Genomic DNA, 19,130 nt, shown 5'->3' with positions numbered 1-19,130 from the left:
TTGGGTATTTTTTAAATTTATGGCTGATTTTTACTCAGAACGTAATGCTTTAACGGGATCGAGCCGGCTGGCGCGGATAGCCGGCATAAATCCTGCGCCGACTCCGACTAACAGTGCTGATCCTAATGCTAAAGCTGCGGTGCCGGTTTCAAATTCGTAAGGCAGTGTAAACGTCTCAGCCACCACAACGGTTAACCCGTGTACTGTTACAATTGCTACAATTCCCCCGACTAAACTTAAAATCGCTGCCTCTAGAATAAACTGCAACATAATATCTTGCTGAGTTGCCCCAATTGCTCGCCTCAAACCGATTTCTGGGGTGCGCTCCATCACCGCTGCGATACTAATATTAGCAATTCCAACGCCCCCAACCAGCAACGAAATCGCCCCAACTGCTAGCAGCGCCTGGGAAACCAATTCCAGGGTTTTTTGCTGCTCTATAATGTCATCAACATTGTTAAAAGTCCAAAACTTCTGGCCTGGAAAACGCTGTTCCATGAGCTTCTTGGCTTGTTCTTCCATATCGGCCAAGTCTTCCATATTGTAAGGGCGTAGCCGAATGACTCCAATATCGCGGCTACCCGTCAGGGCGCTGTAAACCGACATCGGCATCAGCAGTTGTCCCGTCGGTTCATCCTCGCTCACCTTGGTTGGCACTACCCCCACGACAATATAAGGCCGGCTATCAGCATAGATACGTTGATTGACCGGATCTTCACCTTGAAACAGTTTTTCTACCAGAAATTCATCAATCACTACCACAGGACGGTAGCTGGCAAAATCCGCAGGATTGAAAAACCGGCCTGCGACTAATTGCCGGCCTGATGTGAGCAAGTAGTCTTGAGAAACCGCCTGCATAGAAGGCGTTGCTTCCTCTCCCTGAAACACCGTTTTAGAAGAACCGGCCCACTCTGTCGCACTGATCGCCTGCAAACCCATGATTCGCTGGCGTAAAAATTCCATATCTTCCAACTTCAGATTGATACGCTGCCGGGAGGCAGGGTTCCACTGGGGGACAACCCCAACTTGAGGCGCATCGCGTTCTGCAAGTTGCTGTTGGATCACTGCTTTGCTAATGCTGCCTACTTGAAGTGTGGCGCTGACAGCAGCTACTCCCATGAACACTCCCAGCGTTGTCAGGGCGGAACGCAAGGGGTTGCCGCGCAACGAGTTGCAAGTGAGGGCGAGGAGATCGAAAGGGGCGAGGCTCATGTCGATTTTAGAGTTGGGCGGTTACTTTCTATTTCTCGTTTTTCCCTTGCCATTTTTAGCTTTCGGGGGTTCTACTTCGGGAGCTACCGGCATTCCAGCCTCCAAAGCAGCCTCTGGCGGAGGCAGCACGACCTGGTCGCCCGGTCGCAGTCCAGATTTGACCTCCACCGTAACCAACCCCTCTAAACCCAGCTTAACAGGCCGTTTCTGAGCTTTGCCTTGAGTGTCGCGCACCCAGACAAACGGTAATGGCCCATCGCGCTGGATTGCCTCCGTATCCAAAACCACGACATTTTGCCGCGCCTCCAACACGATTTCCACATTCACCTGACTGCCTGGAATCAGCTTACCGCTGGGAGTGCTCAGCCGCACGGTTGCCGGCACGGTTGCTTGAGCGGATTCACCGCCTTCTTCCTGGCTATTTTGGGTGCCGGCACCGGCTAGGGGGGACAAACTCACAATCTGGCCGGTGAAGGTTTGCCCTTCCGGGCCAATCACGCTGATCCGGGCTTCTTGGTTCGGCTTCACTCGCGCCGCATTCAGAGTGGAAAGCTGAAGTTTTACGAATTCTTGGGAAGGATCGCCCAGGGTGAGCAAGTTATCGCTGAGGTTAACACCATCTCCTTCTTTAACGATGAGGTCGAGAATCACACCATTAATCGGGGCAATCACAACATTTTCTTGAAGTTTCTCTTCAATTTCTTGGCGTTCTAATTGTGCTTGTTGTAGTGCAATGGTCGTGGTGGCCACCTCTGCTTCAGCTTCCCGCAATGCAGCGGTGGCCTCTCGTTCAGAGGCTTCGGCTTGTTGCAATGTAGAGCGGTCTTCTTCGGCTTGGTCTTGAGATTCTTCTTCTATTTTTTGAATTTCTAACTGAAGGCGTTGTTGCTCAATAATATTGGTGTTCACTTGTGACTGTGCTTCGCGTAAAGAAGATTCAGCATTGCGAACTTTTTCTTCCTGATCTCGAAGTTCCGTTTTGGCAATGAAACCTCGACGATCTAATTCTTCAAGCTCCCGAAGTTCTCGCTGTGTGGATGCGAGGCTTTCTTTAGCATCAAGAACTTTTTGCCGGGTGCTTGCTAAGGCGAGTTGTTGTTTTTCGATCTCCAACTGCTGTTCGTTGAGACGAATTTGTTTTGTATTGTCGCGCCGGCTGACAATGTCCTGTAGTATCTTTTGGGCAGCGTTGAGCTGTGCAGTGGCTTCGAGAACTTTCTGCCGGTTATTAGCTAGGGTGATTTCCTGTTTCCGAATTTCCGCCTGCTGGGTGCTGAGGCTTGTCTGTCGTTCCGGGTTTCGCAACACGAGCAGTTGCTCCCCAGAATCAACGCGTTCGCCTTGTCGCACCAATACTTGAGCAACGGCACCTTCTAGGGGCGATTTGAGTGTCTGCTGACCCCCAAGTTCCACTGTGCCGCTCTCGTTGATTGTACTTTCAACGTTGTCTTGTTTAACGTCAATCAGACGCACCGGCACTGGATCGGCTGGCCGGTTGATAATTTGGGCATACATTAGCCAACCGCCGGCACTTGCTAGGGCTAAAACTGCTGACATCATGATCCATTTGATGCCGGCCTGGAACGTCTTTTTATCTTTTTGCCCCATTCTCAGCATTTTACTGGCTTTGTTTGCCGGATGTTGTCTATCATTTTGCTATCAATGATGCTTATTTGCCTGTATTGCGTTAGGTTTCTTTAGACAAAATTAAATTTAGGACGTTCAACTCATGGGAATTTAAAAGATATTTTTCTTTAAAAAGCTTGTTCCTAAGCTCACTTAAACTATAACTTCTAAAAAGTACAAACGGGGCTTCATAATATTGGTTGCCAATGGGCAAAATGTTGCCGGCTGGGTAGAGGGCGCAGATATAGGCAGAGAGAATATCCCGAAACTGAGACTCTGTCGGTTCTTCTGGTTCATCTGCAAAATAATTTTTTAGCGATTCACCTGCAATAAAAGTAAATAAAGGCAGGGCGTAATATTGATCAAGTTGTTGGCTATTTTGCTCAAATCTTTGGGTTTTACTGGCTCCTTCTTTCAGCTTTTTAACGAATTCTATGGCATTTTTAATTGCAGATTGCAGACTTCCTGGGTAGGAGTTACTGTGACTAATGTATTGCATATTTTTCCACAATTTATCATTAGCAACGTGGGTAATTTCTATCAGCCGCATCAAGTAGGTTTCCTCTAAAGTCTTTTCTGCAATGGGCACAATTAACAACCCACCGCTCATGTAACCAAATTCGAGGTTGCCCAAATTTAACAACTGTTCTAAGCTATCTTTTGCTAATTGAGCAAACTGCCGGTTAAAAACCTCTTTGGCTTGCAAATAAGAAAGACTGCCGGCAAAGTTAGACTCGGCTTGATTCCGAACGACAAAATCTGCATTGCCGAGAAGGCGTTCCAAACTTGTATAAACTTGTTTTAAACGCATATCTTTGGGATTGAGGTGAGATTCTTTCTTCAACGCCTTGATTAAACTTGCCATTTGAGAAGAAAAGGTTTCTCCCGCTGCTGAAACGGATTTTCCTCCAACTGGTATCATCAAAAAGTTGTCTCGTCCAATACGTCCATATCCCTGAATCCTCGTCATGATTGAGGTTTTCAAGATTAGCAAAATATTTAATACATTTAATACACTTTCCTGCAAGGATAACTGAGAGGCATCTTCAAAATATGCCGCCTGTTCTCCTAAGTAAAAAATCAGGTTTTTTTCTTGTTGATCGATTTCATCATTTCCTCTACCCCGATAAATCACCTGAATGACTTCCATCAGGTTTTGCTCAATTTCAAACCGGCTGATTTCTACTAAAATATGTTTGGCTTTGGGAAAAGATAGCCCCCGACTTCCAGAAGCCGTCATAAATATGATTTTGACTTCGGTTTTATACTTATGAATTAATTCCTTTTCTTCTTCAGAGATATTGGCATGAATCTCTAGGTAATCTTGAGCTTTCTCAAACTCTCCTCGATGATTTTTGATTTTTTCAATAAGTTCTGACAATCTCATTTTATTTTGAATATAAACAATTATCTGACTTACATCAGAGCGATTTAATAAAAGTTCGATATCCGTTAAAATTTCTGCTTGTAAGTTTTTTGTTAAGTTATCTTCTTTCTTTAAACGCTCTTCTTCTCTAAATTTGTAAGACTCCACAAAAACTTTGTAGCTAATGTGCAATCGGCTGGCTGGATAAGAATTCGCATTGATCGCCGTTGCATCCCATCCTTTAAACTTAAATTGCTGGATTGAAAGTGCTTGATAGGGATCTGAAGGCGAGTTTTGCTCAAGATTTGCCGGCTCAACTTTTCTAAAATAGATTTTATCCGGTTCAGCCGATGTGTCTTCAAGATGTTGGGTGATCACATCTTTGTGAACAATGGAAGCATCGGCTATGATAATTTTGGTATTAAACCCATGTTGTGGGAGATTTAATTGATATTTAGATATAATCTTGGCAATGCCTTGTAAAAATTCAACACCGCCATCGTCGCCTGTGATTTCATCGATCATGATAAATAAATGCTTAATTCGGCTAGAAATTCCTTGCATTCTCGTGGAAATGACAGTTCCTTCTCGCTCGTTATAAGCATCTCTAAATATTTTCTCAAAATGCTTTAATGTATCCCCTGTATCAGTTTTTTTCAAAGACTGGATAGAAACAGTAGCGACGATATTAGTTGAAATTTGATGGGTTAGCAAGGTGTAAATCGCCTCACAAATGCTGTTGAGTACGCCTCTTGTTTTTTGTCCTGCATCTTGAATAACATCGTCTGCCGGCCTTTTAAGCCGGTTTAAGCGAGCATTTTTTCGATCAATGACGCGGCTATCAAGAAAATTAACTGAAAAATCACCCTGGATTGGATGATTCGCGAGATACTGGACAGTATAGCGACCAAATTGATTGTTATCTCTGATTAAATCAGCATTTGTGTTCAGACAAATTAACCGATCATCGCATAGCAATTGTGTCTCTTTGTCTTTAAACTTTTCGACAATATCTAAATTGACTTGTTTTCTAGGACTTACATAGAAAAATAAAAACCCTTCGTTTTTTATCTTTTCACTTTTTAAGAAATCAACAATCGCCGTGGTTTTGCCGATTCCGGGGTTGCCGGTTAAAAATATATAAGTTACAGGACTTTCCAGTTCTTTTTTTATCAATTCTGCATGAGCTTGTTTTAGGTTCATTGTGCCACTTAAACCTAGCTGCTGCTGAAGGTGTGCCGGCACTTCTCCGACGGAATTAAAAAATCTATCGACTTGTTCTTGATGAGACACACAAGTTATTCTATCAGATGGAATTGCTAAGAGAGAATCAACAAACTCTTTCCCTCGATCAAAACTTCCATAAACACTGCGTTTAATTTTATTTAAAACTGATAAACGGGCATCGTTAAGCTGTTTCGGGCTAGAATCATGCTTATAAATTTGATAACAAGTTTTTAATACTTCCAACTTTTCTCGATTTACTGATATGGCATTGATGCCACGATCACTGTATCCGACTGCGTTAAATATCACCGGCATTTCGTCTTTTACAATGCCGGTTTCTCGGAGAAATTCATAAAAGCTATGAGTGTAACCGGCAGCCTGGATTAACTTGGCGCTTTCCTTATCATGGTATTTAAAAGCTGTAAAATAACTTCTCAAATCTTCAGCAAAGTCTAACCCTAAACTTTCAGCGTCTATTCGCAGATTAGAAAATACACTTTTCGATTTTAAATAACTAATGTCTCTAATTAATAAGCGCCGGAGAATTTCGACATAATTTAAATCTTGAACATCTTCAGACGTTTTCACCGAAAATACTGATAAATCAACACAGAAAACTCTAAATTGTCGGCGATTTCGCAGTAAGATAAGGGTGTCGGCATTGACAAACTCTCCTTTCTTGCCTTGATCTAAATCTAGGTTAAAATATCGTTGTATGTAGTGTTCAATGTCATCCTCAGTAAGCTTCTCAAACTGCGACAGAACTTCTCTAAACCACTGAATGTTTGTCTTATTCTCATAGGTTCCAATGCTGTTATCGCCACAAAATTTGCACTGATAATACAGAATTTCTAGATGCCGGCTTTCAATCCACCCATTCGATTGGATGTACTCGCGGAAGAAATTCAACCCCGCCAGAAACCCTTTTTGCAGAAAAAATCCACTCCATTTCTCAGCCATCTGCCTTGCCAGCGGGTTGATAAAATAGCCATCTATCCGCTTGAGCATCTTTGCGAACTTTAGCTGTTGCAAATCTTGAGAGTACAAATCACCAAACTGGGACTTAATCTTGTTTTGTTTAATATAAGCCAAAATTCCAATATTGAATCCAACTTCAAATAAGCGCCCCAAATCTTCGGCAATTTTTGCTGTCATTTCTACTTATCTCCTGGTGCGTTTAAATATCTTCTGACTTCTGTTAAAAACGCTAGAAAATTAAAAGTCCCGTTTCCTGTCATGTGCTTAAAGAAAGAGCGCGCACCAACAGAATAGTCTCCGATCAGGTTATCGTAGGGATCTAGCTTAAAACTGATGGGCTGATTTTTCTTAGGAAATGCTTGGTAACGAGAAAAGTGAAATAAGCTTAAATACTGCAATATTTGATTTTTCAAGGCACCTTCAGAAATTAGCCCTTTACGGATATCTTCATCATCCAGAAGGTTTTGATAAATGTTGAGTAGAGTGGCATAAGAAATCACTCCGTTATAGTGGCGATCATCAGTAGAAATGGTAATCCCATTAAAGAGGTTGAAAAACACGACAGATTGCTTACTGTGAGCATCTACTAAAGCTGTCAGCTCCATTGTATCTTGAATATAGAGCGAGCTAACCTCAAGTTTTTCTGCCAGCTTCACGGCATAGTATTTATCAAAAAACATGGGGTAAATTTTGATATCAGTATAATCTGCTTTTAAATGACGGATCACATCTCTTGACATAAAAAAGAGTCCATCATCTTCCTCTCGCTGTGTCATGTGCAAGGTGCTGGAATAAGGCGCTTTGGCAATATATAAAAAGTGCCTAAATCCCATGTCATATAGCTTGTGAATTTCGTCGCTGATGGCTGTTGGTTCTGTGAACATCTGTTGAGAGTCGTAATTGGCAGAAAATGTCCTGAGTAACTGTATCCTGACACTGCCATCAGTTTGAGGCACTACCCCAACAATTTCTCCCATTAAGTTTGAGATTTTTTGAGAACTTCCCCATCTCCTATCGCTTTCCCGACTGGAAACGATAATGATGGCGAGTTTATCTATTTCAGGTGCCAGTAAGGGATCTGTGAAGCGAAATTTTTTAGGCAGCACAGAATAGAGAGAACTCATCGCATTTTTAATTTTAAAATTAAGACTTCGACTAATATCTATACCCTGAGCATTGGCGCGATGTTCTTGATTCAATAAATGAGACAAGACCATCGAAAAACCTAACATGAATGTTTCGATGGGTGAGTCGTCCTCCTTGTTGCTCACTTGCAGCCGTAAAATGGGGATAAATAACATTTTCTGCTTGTTTAATAGGAGTTTCATACAGATATAAACAAGCAAAGAGAAGGTAAATCGATAAATAAAAGCCGGCTGCGATTCTAGATTATTTCTCTCTAGACTATAGGGAAACGCAATTAACTTTCGCTTCTGGAACCCCTCTCCGTAAACTTTTCGGCATCTGTCGTCTTTTGATACTAAAAGCACCGGCAACCCTCTGACACCTTTTATATCATATTCCATGCTAAAACTTTGCTGATCGTCTGTAGAAAAATAGTGAACGTCAGTGATAGTAATGCTGGCAGGAAGTGTAATTAACGCATTTGTTCGGGTATGGGGTTTCTCAACAGAGATATATTTCAAGACTTGCTTAGAATTTCCTCTCAAAACCTCTTTAAAAAATGTGCCTCTATTACAAATGGTGTCAATGTCTCGCTCAAGCAGACTGGTTTTTACATAAATATGCAGGGGATATTCTTCTGTGGGGAAGGAAGTTTTGTGTTCTAGCAGATTTTTCAAAACCTGCTTTAACTTATTAATTTTGGATTTCACCTTGTATTTCTCAAAACCCCTTCTCATCCCCCGAAGCAGACTTTCTTTTGCTGCATCGTCAGATCCTCGCAAGATGAGGAGGGCTTTTTCAAAGCGTGGAATTGGGTTATATTCCAAATCCAAATTAGGGGTGTAATCGCTTGCAGATGCGTCAGCGCCGGCAAATACGAAGTAATACAAAAATACGGTCGTTAATACCTTTGTCGCAAAAGTTTTCCGCCTCGAAGGATCGGCCAATTCCGCTTGATGCAGCTTACTATTTGGATCAATTACATCTAAATAATAATCAAAGACACGTTTGCCCCCAAACGTCTGCACCGGCCCGCCAAATTTGAGCTTTAAACCGAAGATAAACTTCAACTCCCCTCGGTTTTCATCCTTACTTTCTCCCAAATAACCATCTATGATGGGAATGATCGGTAGCCGCTCAAATGCATCAGCACGCGAAAACCAATCTCTATAGTTTACGGACTCACCGGCATAACTGACTTGGTAATCCCCATCCGGTTTTTCCACATCATCAATATACTGATTGATCAACAACAAACGCCGGATCAGAACTTCTAAATAAATAGCACCTTCAGTATTCGTGTTGCTGCTGCCGGTGTTGATATTATCTCTGAGAAACTCCAAATAATGGATTTGTGCCTGCTTCTTGAGCTTCCCAAGCGTTTCTGTGTCTAAAATTCGCTTCAGCGTGTAAAAATCAGTGTTCTGATTGGCGACAAGATCCTCCAGAACATAACCCAAGTCTTCCCGTTCTTGTTCACTCGCGCCGGCAAACTGAACTTTGATATAATTTTCTAAACTTTTTCGCAATTGAGCATTAAAATCTCCCGTTCCCCCCACAGTAATTGTCAGCTTGTGAAATTTAAGCAATTTTGTGGTGCCGGCTTCATTGTCACGGAAGGTTATGCGCTGCTTTTGCAACCCCTTATACTTATTATCAAAGGGATAGGTAAAATCCAACGCCTCATCGCCTTTAAAACTCTCCAAGTTTGAGATCAAATTATTGACAAAATCCTCAATTGAATCCCCAAAATTTTCTTGAGGAATTGCCAACTCAATAAGCTGCTGCAATCTATCTCTAATCTGCCTAATTTGAGTAGGAAAACGCTGACTGAAACCCGGACTAAAATTAACCGTAGCAGCCTGAGCACTATTAGCAGATGCCCCCAAGGGGTTGTTCATCGGCATAGAAGCAACCCCAGCCGCGACAGTGTCAATATCAATCAGTAGGCGATTCCCGTCTTCTGAAAGATTAAACGGGTTCTGCTGATTTTGCAGAACTTCTAAAATTTTCTCCAGTAAATTTTCGTAATCTACAGAAACGAGATCATCGCCGCCCTGACTTAAATTGTTCACCATCTTAGCTCCAGCAGGTTATCAAGCTCTTAATTGCACCGGCATGACTAAATAAATCATTTTCATCCCTCCCAACGGCGTTAGAACCACAGGATTTGTTGCTAAATTAAGCTGGATCTGAATTTCAGAAGTGCTTAGCACTTTTAACCCATCCATCAGATATTTAACATTGAAGGCAATTTCTTTCGGTTCGTCTGCCGAAATTTGTGCCGGCATTGACTCTCTTCCACTCCCCACATCCGCCGCTTCAACTGATAGAAAAATCTGCTGGTTCTCGCTATCAAGCGTACACTTGACAATATTATTCTTTTGATCTGCCAGCACCGCAATTCGCTCTAGAGCGCTCAACAGTTGCCGCCGGTCAACATTAACTTGGTTAGAAAAGTTTTTGGGAATTAATTGTCTGTAAGCCGGATACTGCCCTTCCAATTTTCGGCTCGTCAGCCGCTGATCTCCCAACTCAAAAACAATTTGCCCTTGGTCAAAATGCAAGGCAATCGGTTCAGATCCTTGGCGCATTCCCACCATCCGTTCCAATTCCCGCAATGCTCTCGCCGGAACCGTCATTTCAAATTCTCGGCTGTCAGTTTCTGGCTGATCTGACTCATCATCAACCTTACCCTGTTTAGGCGTTTGCACAACAGCCAGCCGGTGGCCATCAGTCGCTGCAAATTCTAAGTCATCTTGCCCAACTTTCAGGTGCACGCCGGTGAGTACCTGCTTGGTTTCATCCGCACTGGTGGCGAACAGGGAACCCCGCAGTCCTTCAATTAAAGCTTCACCAGGCAAATAGATTGCTTGACCATTTTCCACAACCGGCAACTCTGGAAATTCTTCTACCCCCATTCCCCGCACTTTGTAGCGTCCTGAAGTTGAAGTGATGGTGGCGGTAATACCGGCATCTGAACCCTCACCGCCTGCGCCGGCTTCTTCAACCTCTAGCGTGATCTCTCCTTGGGGCAAACGCGACACAATATCATTGAGCAGTTTTGCCGGCAGCGTCATTTCTCCCCCCTCTTCCACAGAGGCGGCAAAACTGGTGCGAAGTCCGAGGCTGAGGTCAAATCCTGTCAACTGCACCCGCTGCGTTTCCACATCCGCACTCAAGAGCACATTGGCAAGCACTGGATGCGTCGGACGAGAAGGCACGGCACGACTTACGAGTGATAAATTGGTACTGAGGTCACTTTGGGCACAAACCAGCTTCATGGCGTTTAAATGTCTACTTTGGAGTGATTGAAGTACGGAACACGCCATACCCCTGAGCGATATTTTGGCAGAATTTGCCTGGAAGGAAATCGTAGCACTCTCTAGAGTTAACAATCTAGTTGGATGCCGGTGCGAATAAAATGACTGATCAGAAATCAATTTATAAAGAGTAGTCGTAAAGGCTGTGGAAATTGTGGAAAAACTTGAGAAACGCTTTGCCGGCAAATCTTTGATGCCGGTTCAGCCTGTGGAAAACCTGTGGGAAAAGTCCCCTTTTTTTCCACAGAGTATTTATACTTATCCGGCGGTTTCACTGGCTCAGGCCGCTTTTCCACAGATTATCCACAGGTTTTTCCACAAATTAGGGAAAGTTTTCCACAGGCTAGGCCGGCCTTCTTAATTCTTAACCGTATTATTTAATAAAAGTTAAAATCAGAAATTCTCTGAATCGGCCACAAAAAGCCGATCAAAAACTTCTCAGTTTTGCATCTGTGTACAGGCAATCTTCGAGGCCAAGAAATCAAGATTACCCAGACGACCGGCTGGCAAAATTAATCCGATCACTCAGTTGGCGAAGCGTTTGCGCTAAACTCGGATCGCTCTCTTTTAGTTGGGCAACTTTTTCGCAACTATACATCACGGTTGTATGATCTTTGCCGCCAAACTCTTCTCCAATTTTCGGCAAACTCAACTCGGTATGCTGTCGCATTAAATACATTCCAATTTGACGAGCTTGACTAATTTCCCGCCGGCGCGAGTTGCTTTTCAAATCTTCGATTGAAACATCAAATGCTTCGGCAATCGCCATAATCACCGCTGCCGGTGAAGCCTCTACTTTCTCAGTTTGAGGATTTAAAATCGGCGTAATATTCTCCACCGTCATCGGTAAACCAGAAATTGAAATATAGGCAACCGCCCGAATTAAAGCTCCCTCTAATTCTCGAATATTGGAGGTGTAGCTAGAGGCGATATATTCAATCACATCTCTAGGCAGACGCATATTCTCGTATTCTGCCTTTTTTTGCAAAATTGCCATCCGTGTTTCTAAGTCGGGCGTTTGGATATCCGCGATCAAACCCATCGAAAAGCGAGAACACAGCCGTTCTTGCAAGCGGGGAATTTGATTCGGAGGACGATCTGAGGCGATCACAACTTGCTTACCGGCTTCATGCAAGGTATTAAATGTGTGGAAAAATTCTTCTTGGGTGTATTCTTTGCCTTCAAGAAATTGAATATCGTCTACCAAGATGACATCGGCAGCGCGATAATGCTCTCGAAAACTTTGCATACTATCTTTGCGAATCGCTGCAATTAAATCATTGGTAAATTGTTCAGTGGAAACATAAAAGATTTTGGCATCGGGATCGATTTCCAAGCGATAGTGACCGATAGCCTGCATTAAATGGGTTTTTCCTAAGCCGACGCCGCCACACAGAAACAGGGGATTAAATTCTCGTCCGGGAGATTCTGCCACAGCAAGAGAAGCGGCGTGAGCCATGCGATTATTAGATCCGACCACGAAGCGCGAGAAAACATATTTCTGGTTTAAGTCGGTCGGTTTGGGCCGGGGGGTGGGTGTGGGTTCTGGGGTGCCGGTGGCAGATGGCCACAGAAATTGGGTTTCACCGGCACTCGTGGTTTGCTCAGCTTGGGCAGTAGTAATGTAAATTTCGACGCTGTGGCCCAAAATGTCGCGCACAACGTCAGCAATGGTTTTGATGTAATACTTCTGCAACCAATTACGGGCAAAGGGGTTGGGCGTGCGAATGATCAAACAGTTATTTTCCAGTTGTTCGGCACTGGCAGTCTTGATCCAAGTCTCGAAAGTAGGCCGGCTAAGTTGCAGTTGCAGGCGTTCTAAGACTTGATTCCAGAGACTTTCAAGGGGAATGGCCACTGCTTACCTCTACTGTTAACTGTTAACTGGGAATGGGGCATGGGTCAAGGCTTCGCCAACCTAAAGGTAGGGGCATGGGGCATGGGGCATGGGGGATTGGGGATCTTTTCATCACCTCTTCCACTCTTTCACTCTTCCACTCTTTCACTCTCCCACTCTCCCACTCTCCCACTCTCCCACTCAGGACTCAGGACTCAAAAGCTCAGGACTCCCTTAGCCCTAGCCCCTCAAATCCCCCTAATCTATAATGAAGTCAAGCCAAGGACATTTTTATTTGGCAAAGAAGCTATTCTGATTGTGGGGGGAAACTCCGGTTAAATACTGTTAATTTAACGGCTTTCTATAAAAAATTGAAAGTATGTTTGCCATCGCTGTCAGCAGTCTACCAAAACCCTGCGTGACCTGTCGTTAGCGCCCAAAATCCAAAGTTCAAAATCTAATGTCCAAAATCAATCTGATGGATACTTCAACCAGCAAGACTGAGGCATCAAGCAAATTTTCGTGGAAGCAGCCGGCAATTTACTTACTGCTGGTGCTGATGGGAGCCGGTGGCACGTTCTTGGGCACGCGTTTTATCAAAGCCAACCCGCAATTGTTTGCCGGCTCAAGGGAGCAACAAACTCAACAGTTCAAGAGTTTAGCTCCTCTGCAAACAGAGACTGCTGCAGTTGAGTCCCTGCCACCGGCTGATGTGGATTCTAATTTTATTGTGGCGGCAGTGGAGAAAGTGGGTCCGGCTGTGGTGCGGATCGATGCGTCCCGAACTGTGAACCGATCTCGCTCAGATATGTTTGAAGATCCCATCTTTCGCCGATTTTTTGGCCGAAATCAACCCCAGGCTCCTCAGCAGCGCAGGGTTCAGCAGGGTGTTGGCTCAGGTTTTGCCCTCAGTGAGGATGGCCATATTATCACGAATGCTCACGTGATTGATGGTGCGGATACGGTGGAGGTGACGCTTAAGGATGGGCGCAGTTTCACCGGCAAGGTGCTGGGGGAAGATCCGGTAACTGATGTGGCGGTGGTTAAGATTCAAGCCTCTAACTTGCCGGCGGTGATGATCGGAGATTCCGCACTGCTACAGCCGGGAGAATGGGCCATCGCCATCGGTAATCCTTTGGGGTTAGATAATACGGTTACAGCCGGCATTATTAGCGCGACTGAACGATCTAGCAATCAAGTGGGCGTGCCTGATAAGCGAGTCGGCTTTATTCAAACTGATGCGGCGATTAATCCCGGAAATTCTGGCGGTCCACTGCTGAATGCTGCCGGTGAGGTGATTGGCATGAACACGGCTATTATTAGTGGGGCGCAAGGGCTGGGTTTTGCGATTCCGATTAACTCTGTGCAAGAAATTGCCCAGCAGCTGATCAGCAAAGGCAAAGTTGAACATCCCTATCTTGGCATTGAGATGGTCGCGCTGACGCCGGAAATTAGAAAAGAAATTAACGCTGAACCCGATAGTGGCATTCGCGTAGAAACAGACGAAGGTGTTTTAATTAGTCGGGTGTCTGAGGATGCACCGGCAGCTAAAGCGGGGTTGCGGGCCGGCGATGTGATTCAAAAGATTGACAATCAGGCCATTACTAAGGCAGAAACCGTGCAACAGTTGGTACGCGCCAGTAAGATCGGTAGCCCCCTGCAAGTTGAAATTAACCGCAATGGCAAGACGTTGAAACTGGAGGTAAAACCCGGCCCGATGCCTGTGCAACCTGAGTAGCCGAGTTTTGCTCCGTTACTGTGTGGCGCGATGGCATCTGCCAACTGCGCCACCCTATTATTTGTCACTTGGAGAATTCCAGAAATTGGGGAGTTTTAAATTTTGTATCTGCGCTTGCGACGACACCGTACCGGAAGGCATCGTGGCCAACTTTAACCCACTGAGAATCAAAGTCACCAATAACGCTACAATATAAAGATTAAGCTTACCAGGACGTGATGTGAACCGATTGGCCAGAGCAGACTTGCTGCCATTGAAATTTTCCATCGGTTTGGCGCGGATCGTTACCTCCGTTTTGGTAACGTTGATCAGTTCAAGTTGCTTTAACTGCCTAAAAGCGTTGAGAACCTCACGTTCGCTATAAGGTCTTTCCTTAAACTCAGCACTCCATGCTTGAAAATCCTTGATGTTAAGATTGGCCGTAGCTTTGGTGGGAACTTTCCGCAGAATCCATTGGTAGAGAAGGTTAGCGCAGGGGGTCAGCTGTTCTTGTAACATTTGCGTATAGGTAATTTGGTATTGCCCGTCTTCAGTGGCATTTTTATAGTGCCCAAGAATCGAAGGGTATAAGCAGAATTTTGCTGATTTTAACAAAACTTTACAATTAGCCTACCTCTTCAGGCAGATGCAGCCCTTCTCTATTTAATGTAGCGTAGAAAAATTTTTATGAGCGACTTACTGGAAATCTCTCAACTAGGCGATCCCATCCTGCGCCGGCAAGCTCAGCCAATCGAAAATGTTCACGATGAACACATTCAAAAACTGATTGATCGCTTAATTTTCACTGCCGGTAAAGCGAATGGCGTAGGAATTGCCGCGCCGCAGGTGGCTCAATCTTACCGCTTGTTTATTGTGGCATCGCGTCCAACGATAAGATATCCCAATGCGCCGGTAATGGAACCAACAGCAATGCTGAACCCTCAGATTATTGCTCACTCCGCTGAGATTGTGAAGGATTGGGAAGGCTGTTTAAGTGTTCCGGGGATTCGGGGATTGGTTCCGAGATATCAAGCGATTGAAATTGAATACACCAGTCGGGATGGCAAGCTGTGCCGGCAAACATTAACCGATTTTGTCGCCCGAATTTTTCAACACGAATTCGATCATCTCAACGGCATCGTGTTTGTTGATCGGGTGGAGAGTACGCAAGAGATCATCACAGAGGAAGAATACCAGAAGCTAATTGTTTAGCCATCAGCCTGAACCCGTAAAAATACCGAGTTCAGGCCAGATCAATATGTGTAAGATTGCTCCAGACACCATTGGGTGCGAGTGCGGTTCACTACATATTGGGTAGGGTTGCAGGAAGCATGGCTAACACAAATGACGACTTTGATATCGAGTTAGAGTTAGAGCAAATGCGGCGGGCGCTCGCAAAACCTGAGCCAATTGCGAACAATCAAAATCATGCCTTAGTTGCAAACAATCAAACTCACGCGTTAGTTGCGAGCAATCAGAATATCGAGCCAATTGCGAGCATTCTGAATGTCGAGCCAATTGCGAGCGATCAGAATAGCGTACTCCACCCAAAAAAACCAAACGCTTTGTACATGGGCTTATACATTGCCCTTGGCGTTTTAATTTTCGGTGTGGGTGCCGGCTTCTTTACCCTATATAAAGTACAGCAGTGGACGCTTGCTAAATCCAAAACCGTAATCGCTCAGGTGGAAACTGTCAAAAATAGCCCTGATGTTAATTCACTCGGAAATGCACAGGAATCTCTGACAGAAACAATTGCCATTTTAGAAAAGATTCCCAATGCGCCTGGATTTCCCTACAAACAAGCTCAAGCGGATCTAGTTAAGCTAAGAGGAATGCAAACCATTGTCGGTGTAAATTTTTTAGCAGCAGAAAACCTAAAAAATGCTGAAAAACTAGCGATGGAAGCTGCTATTTTGGTGCAAAAACCACCGCATCCGGTGAAAGTTTGGTATGAAGCGAAACAGAAATGGCAGATGGCGGTTCTTTTAGTTAAAACGATTCCCGCAAGTTCATCAGTGGCAGAAATCGCTCAGCAGAAATTGCCGGCTTACCGTTCTAATTACGAAATAATCAGCAAAAGATTTGCAACCGCTCAGCAGGCAGCCGAGTTTAATAACCGAGGGGTTGTAACCCTAGAAAAAGCAGATTATCGGCGAGCTTTAGAATATTTTACGCAAGCAGTAAGTCTGAATGCCAGCATTGCTGAGTCTTACTTTGGGCGCGGAATTGCTTATTCGGCTTTGGGAAATAATCAGAAAGCCGTTCAAGAATACAACCAGGTTATCAAACTGAATGCTAGCTATACTGAGGCATATTTTAATCGCGCTTTGGCGCAATATGTGTTAGGAAATAAACAACAAACAGTCTCCGATTTAAGTGAAACAATCCGCATCAATCCCAACCACGCTAAAGCTTACCTGGAACGAGGTGCGATTCGTTATGAGCTAGGAATTCAGGAAAAAGGAATTGAAGACTTAGAGAAAGCCTCAGAACTTTTTTCTCAGCAGGGAGATACTAAGAATCTGCAACAAGCTGAAAAATTAATTAGTCAGTGGCAAGAGACTGCCGAACCGGCTGCTGTTGCAGTGAATAATACTGAATCAGAGGATTCTGAGTTAGACGAATGCGAGGACGCGTGGCAAAGCTATTCCCCGGCACTCTCCTGTTATCTCCCATCTGTTGATATTATTAATGTGCGTCGCCGGCAACCGTTAAATGCTGCCTCTCCTAATATTCCGACTAAAATTCAAAGTGATGCCGGTGAGACGGAAACATCGGTTCGCACGCCTTCTCGCAGCCGTGGCGGTAGCTTTAGCGGGCGTAGTAGAAGAAGATAAGCTTAACTAAGTATTACTCACTTAGCATTCAGCACTTAATCTCACTCCTGAAATCCGTTGCCGGCAATCACTTCCCTATACCATTTAGCACTCTGCTTTGGGATGCGTTTGCCGGTTTCATATTCCACGCGCACTAAGCCAAAGCGCGGTTTGTATCCGTGCGCCCACTCAAAATTATCCATCAGCGTCCAAATGTAGTAGCCATGTAAATTAACACCTTCCTGAATTGCATCGTGGGTTGCAAGAAAGTGGGCGCGAAGAAAATTTATCCGGTTTGGATCGCTAACAAAACCGTTTGCGTCGGGTGTATCTTTGAGGGCGCAACCATTTTCAGTAATGTAGATTTTTGGGTTGCCGTAGTTTTCTTTGATATCCAGTAATATGGCTTTGAAACCGGCTGGATTGATGCCCCAACCCATTTCAGTTTGACCCCAACCTGATGCAGAGATGGGTTTGGAATCATATTTGAGCAAACCGCCCCAAGGGGTAAAAGAAATCGCATCTGTGAAGTAATAATTGACTCCCAAAAAGTCTACCGGCTGGCTAATGATTGCCATGTCGCCGTCTTGCACTTTTGGCGCGTGGGAACCGATCCACTCAAACAGCATTTCTGGGTAACGCCCTTTGAATAGCGGTTCCATGAATAAGGCAACGGTGTTCTCATAAATTCGCCGGCAGGCTGCGATATCTGCTTCGTTATTGGTTGCCGGCTCAAAATGGGAGAAGTTCAGCACAATGCCTATTTCGCCCTTATAGCCGCCTTGACGAAACACCTGCAATGCTTTGCCGTGAGCTAGTAACAGGTGATGGGCAGTCTGGTAAGCTTGGGAAAAATCCGCAATTCCTGGGGCAAAATTGCCGAAGCCGTAGCCGAAAAAAGCTGCCACCCAAGGTTCGTTGTGAGTAGACCACAAGGTTACTCGATCTCCGAGCCGGTTGAACATTAAGCCGGCATATTCGGCAAACCAATCGGTACTGTCGCGGTTTGGCCAGCCGCCGGCATCCTGAATGGCTTGGGGCAAATCCCAGTGGTTGAGGGTGATGTTGGGAACGATGCCGGCTTCTAGTAATTTATCGACCAGCCGGTTGTAGAAGTCGATGCCTTTTTCGTTGATATTTCCGTATCCTTGAGGAATTACTCTTGACCAAGAGATTGAGAAGCGATAACTTTGCAACCCTAATTCTTTCATTAGGGCTACATCTTCAGGCATTTGATGATAGTGGTTGCAAGTTATATCGCCGTTGCCGCCATTAAGGATAGTGTGCTGCCGGTGGGTGAAGCGATCCCAAATACTTTCGCCTTTACCATCTTCATTCCAGGCACCTTCTATCTGATAGGCAGCGCTTGCTGCACCCCACAAGAATTTTTCTGGGAATTTTTTTAAGGCCATGTTTTGGGGGGTTTAAAGATAATTAACCACAGATACAAACAGAGGAAGAGGGTTTTACCGGCTTTTATCGAGTAAATAAGTTGGGGAATAAATACCGGAATCCAATGAGGAATAGAAATAGGCCGTAGAGTTTTTTCATGAGTTCGCTGCTAATGTATGGCTGATTAGCAAAAAGTGCGCCGAAGAGATTGCCAATCACTAAACCAATGGCAATGATAATCGCGTGTTTAATATTCAGGTTGTTGTTGCGATGGTAGACAATTGCACCGAGAATTCCAATGGGTAATACCTGGGCGGCTAGGGATGTGCCGGTGGCTAATTTTTGATCAAGGCTTAATAGCAGCACCATTGCCGGCACCATAATTGCGCCGCCGCCAATGCCGAACATTCCGCCGGCGACGCCAGCAACTAAACCAATTAGCAGAAGTTGAATCAAAAGGTTAGACATACTTTTATTTCAGGTTTTGAGTTTTTTGCTTGCCAGACTT

General features: G+C 44.6%; 13 protein-coding genes. 4 read left to right on the top strand and 9 right to left on the bottom strand.

Annotated features, from left to right (window positions below; translation table 11 throughout):
* Positions 1-30: 30 nt before the first annotated feature.
* The 6 genes from H6F73_RS01555 to dnaA all read right to left on the bottom strand — a co-directional run bounded on the left by H6F73_RS01555 (position 31) and on the right by dnaA (position 12,715).
* Positions 31-1,212 (bottom strand): ABC transporter permease, encoded by a 1,182-nt coding sequence (locus H6F73_RS01555; RefSeq protein WP_190757052.1) that lies wholly within the window; start codon positions 1,210-1,212, stop codon positions 31-33.
* A 21-nt stretch (positions 1,213-1,233) separates the two neighbouring features.
* The gene (locus H6F73_RS01550; RefSeq protein WP_190757051.1) at positions 1,234-2,820 is read right to left on the bottom strand and encodes an efflux RND transporter periplasmic adaptor subunit; all 1,587 of its coding nucleotides are present in this window, start codon (positions 2,818-2,820) and stop codon (positions 1,234-1,236) included.
* A 79-nt stretch (positions 2,821-2,899) separates the two neighbouring features.
* Positions 2,900-6,586 (bottom strand): helicase-related protein, encoded by a 3,687-nt coding sequence (locus H6F73_RS01545; protein ID WP_190757050.1) that lies wholly within the window; start codon positions 6,584-6,586, stop codon positions 2,900-2,902.
* Between the two features lie 2 nt (positions 6,587-6,588).
* Positions 6,589-9,612 carry a hypothetical protein gene (locus tag H6F73_RS01540; protein WP_199330352.1) on the bottom strand — a complete coding sequence of 1,008 codons (3,024 nt, stop codon included), beginning with the start codon at positions 9,610-9,612 and terminating at the stop codon, positions 6,589-6,591.
* Between the two features lie 18 nt (positions 9,613-9,630).
* A complete protein-coding gene (gene dnaN, locus H6F73_RS01535) occupies positions 9,631-10,818 on the bottom strand; it encodes a DNA polymerase III subunit beta (RefSeq protein WP_190757049.1) in 1,188 nt (395 codons plus the stop codon).
* A gap of 526 nt (positions 10,819-11,344) precedes the next feature.
* The gene (dnaA, locus tag H6F73_RS01530) at positions 11,345-12,715 is read right to left on the bottom strand and encodes a chromosomal replication initiator protein DnaA (protein WP_190757048.1); all 1,371 of its coding nucleotides are present in this window, start codon (positions 12,713-12,715) and stop codon (positions 11,345-11,347) included.
* A 39-nt stretch (positions 12,716-12,754) separates the two neighbouring features.
* Here dnaA and H6F73_RS01525 point away from each other — a divergent pair, with 39 nt between their 5' ends.
* Both H6F73_RS01525 and H6F73_RS01520 read left to right on the top strand, forming a co-directional pair.
* Positions 12,755-13,033 carry a hypothetical protein gene (locus tag H6F73_RS01525; RefSeq protein ID WP_190757047.1) on the top strand — a complete coding sequence of 93 codons (279 nt, stop codon included), beginning with the start codon at positions 12,755-12,757 and terminating at the stop codon, positions 13,031-13,033.
* 139 nt (positions 13,034-13,172) lie between these two features.
* Positions 13,173-14,432: an HhoA/HhoB/HtrA family serine endopeptidase gene (locus H6F73_RS01520; RefSeq protein WP_190757092.1), complete on the top strand. Its 1,260-nt coding sequence runs from the start codon at positions 13,173-13,175 to the stop codon at positions 14,430-14,432.
* 57 nt (positions 14,433-14,489) lie between these two features.
* Here the strand turns inward: H6F73_RS01520 and H6F73_RS01515 are convergent, their stop codons facing one another.
* Positions 14,490-14,930 carry a hypothetical protein gene (locus H6F73_RS01515; protein WP_190757046.1) on the bottom strand — a complete coding sequence of 147 codons (441 nt, stop codon included), beginning with the start codon at positions 14,928-14,930 and terminating at the stop codon, positions 14,490-14,492.
* Positions 14,931-15,098: 168 nt separating this feature from the next.
* Between H6F73_RS01515 and def the strand changes: the two genes are divergently transcribed.
* The gene (gene def, locus H6F73_RS01510; RefSeq protein ID WP_190757045.1) at positions 15,099-15,623 is read left to right on the top strand and encodes a peptide deformylase; all 525 of its coding nucleotides are present in this window, start codon (positions 15,099-15,101) and stop codon (positions 15,621-15,623) included.
* Positions 15,624-15,742: 119 nt separating this feature from the next.
* Positions 15,743-17,251, top strand: a complete 1,509-nt coding sequence (locus H6F73_RS01505) for a tetratricopeptide repeat protein (RefSeq protein WP_190757044.1) — start codon at positions 15,743-15,745, stop codon at positions 17,249-17,251.
* A gap of 41 nt (positions 17,252-17,292) precedes the next feature.
* On the opposite strand, the gene H6F73_RS01500 is transcribed toward H6F73_RS01505, so the two are convergent.
* Together H6F73_RS01500 and H6F73_RS01495 are read right to left on the bottom strand one after the other, a co-directional pair.
* Complete coding sequence (locus H6F73_RS01500) at positions 17,293-18,642, bottom strand: GH1 family beta-glucosidase (protein ID WP_190757043.1); 1,350 nt, start codon at positions 18,640-18,642, stop codon at positions 17,293-17,295.
* 64 nt (positions 18,643-18,706) lie between these two features.
* On the bottom strand, positions 18,707-19,090 hold the full coding sequence (locus H6F73_RS01495; RefSeq protein WP_190670829.1) for a sulfite exporter TauE/SafE family protein: 384 nt from the start codon (positions 19,088-19,090) through the stop codon (positions 18,707-18,709).
* Between the last annotated feature and the right edge of the window lie 40 nt (positions 19,091-19,130).

It is taken from the genome of Microcoleus sp. FACHB-68 (assembly GCF_014695715.1).
GTDB lineage: Bacteria > Cyanobacteriota > Cyanobacteriia > Cyanobacteriales > Oscillatoriaceae > FACHB-68.
The sequence above is the reverse complement of the archived record's forward strand: the minus strand, read 5'-3'. Positions and strand labels throughout refer to the sequence as shown.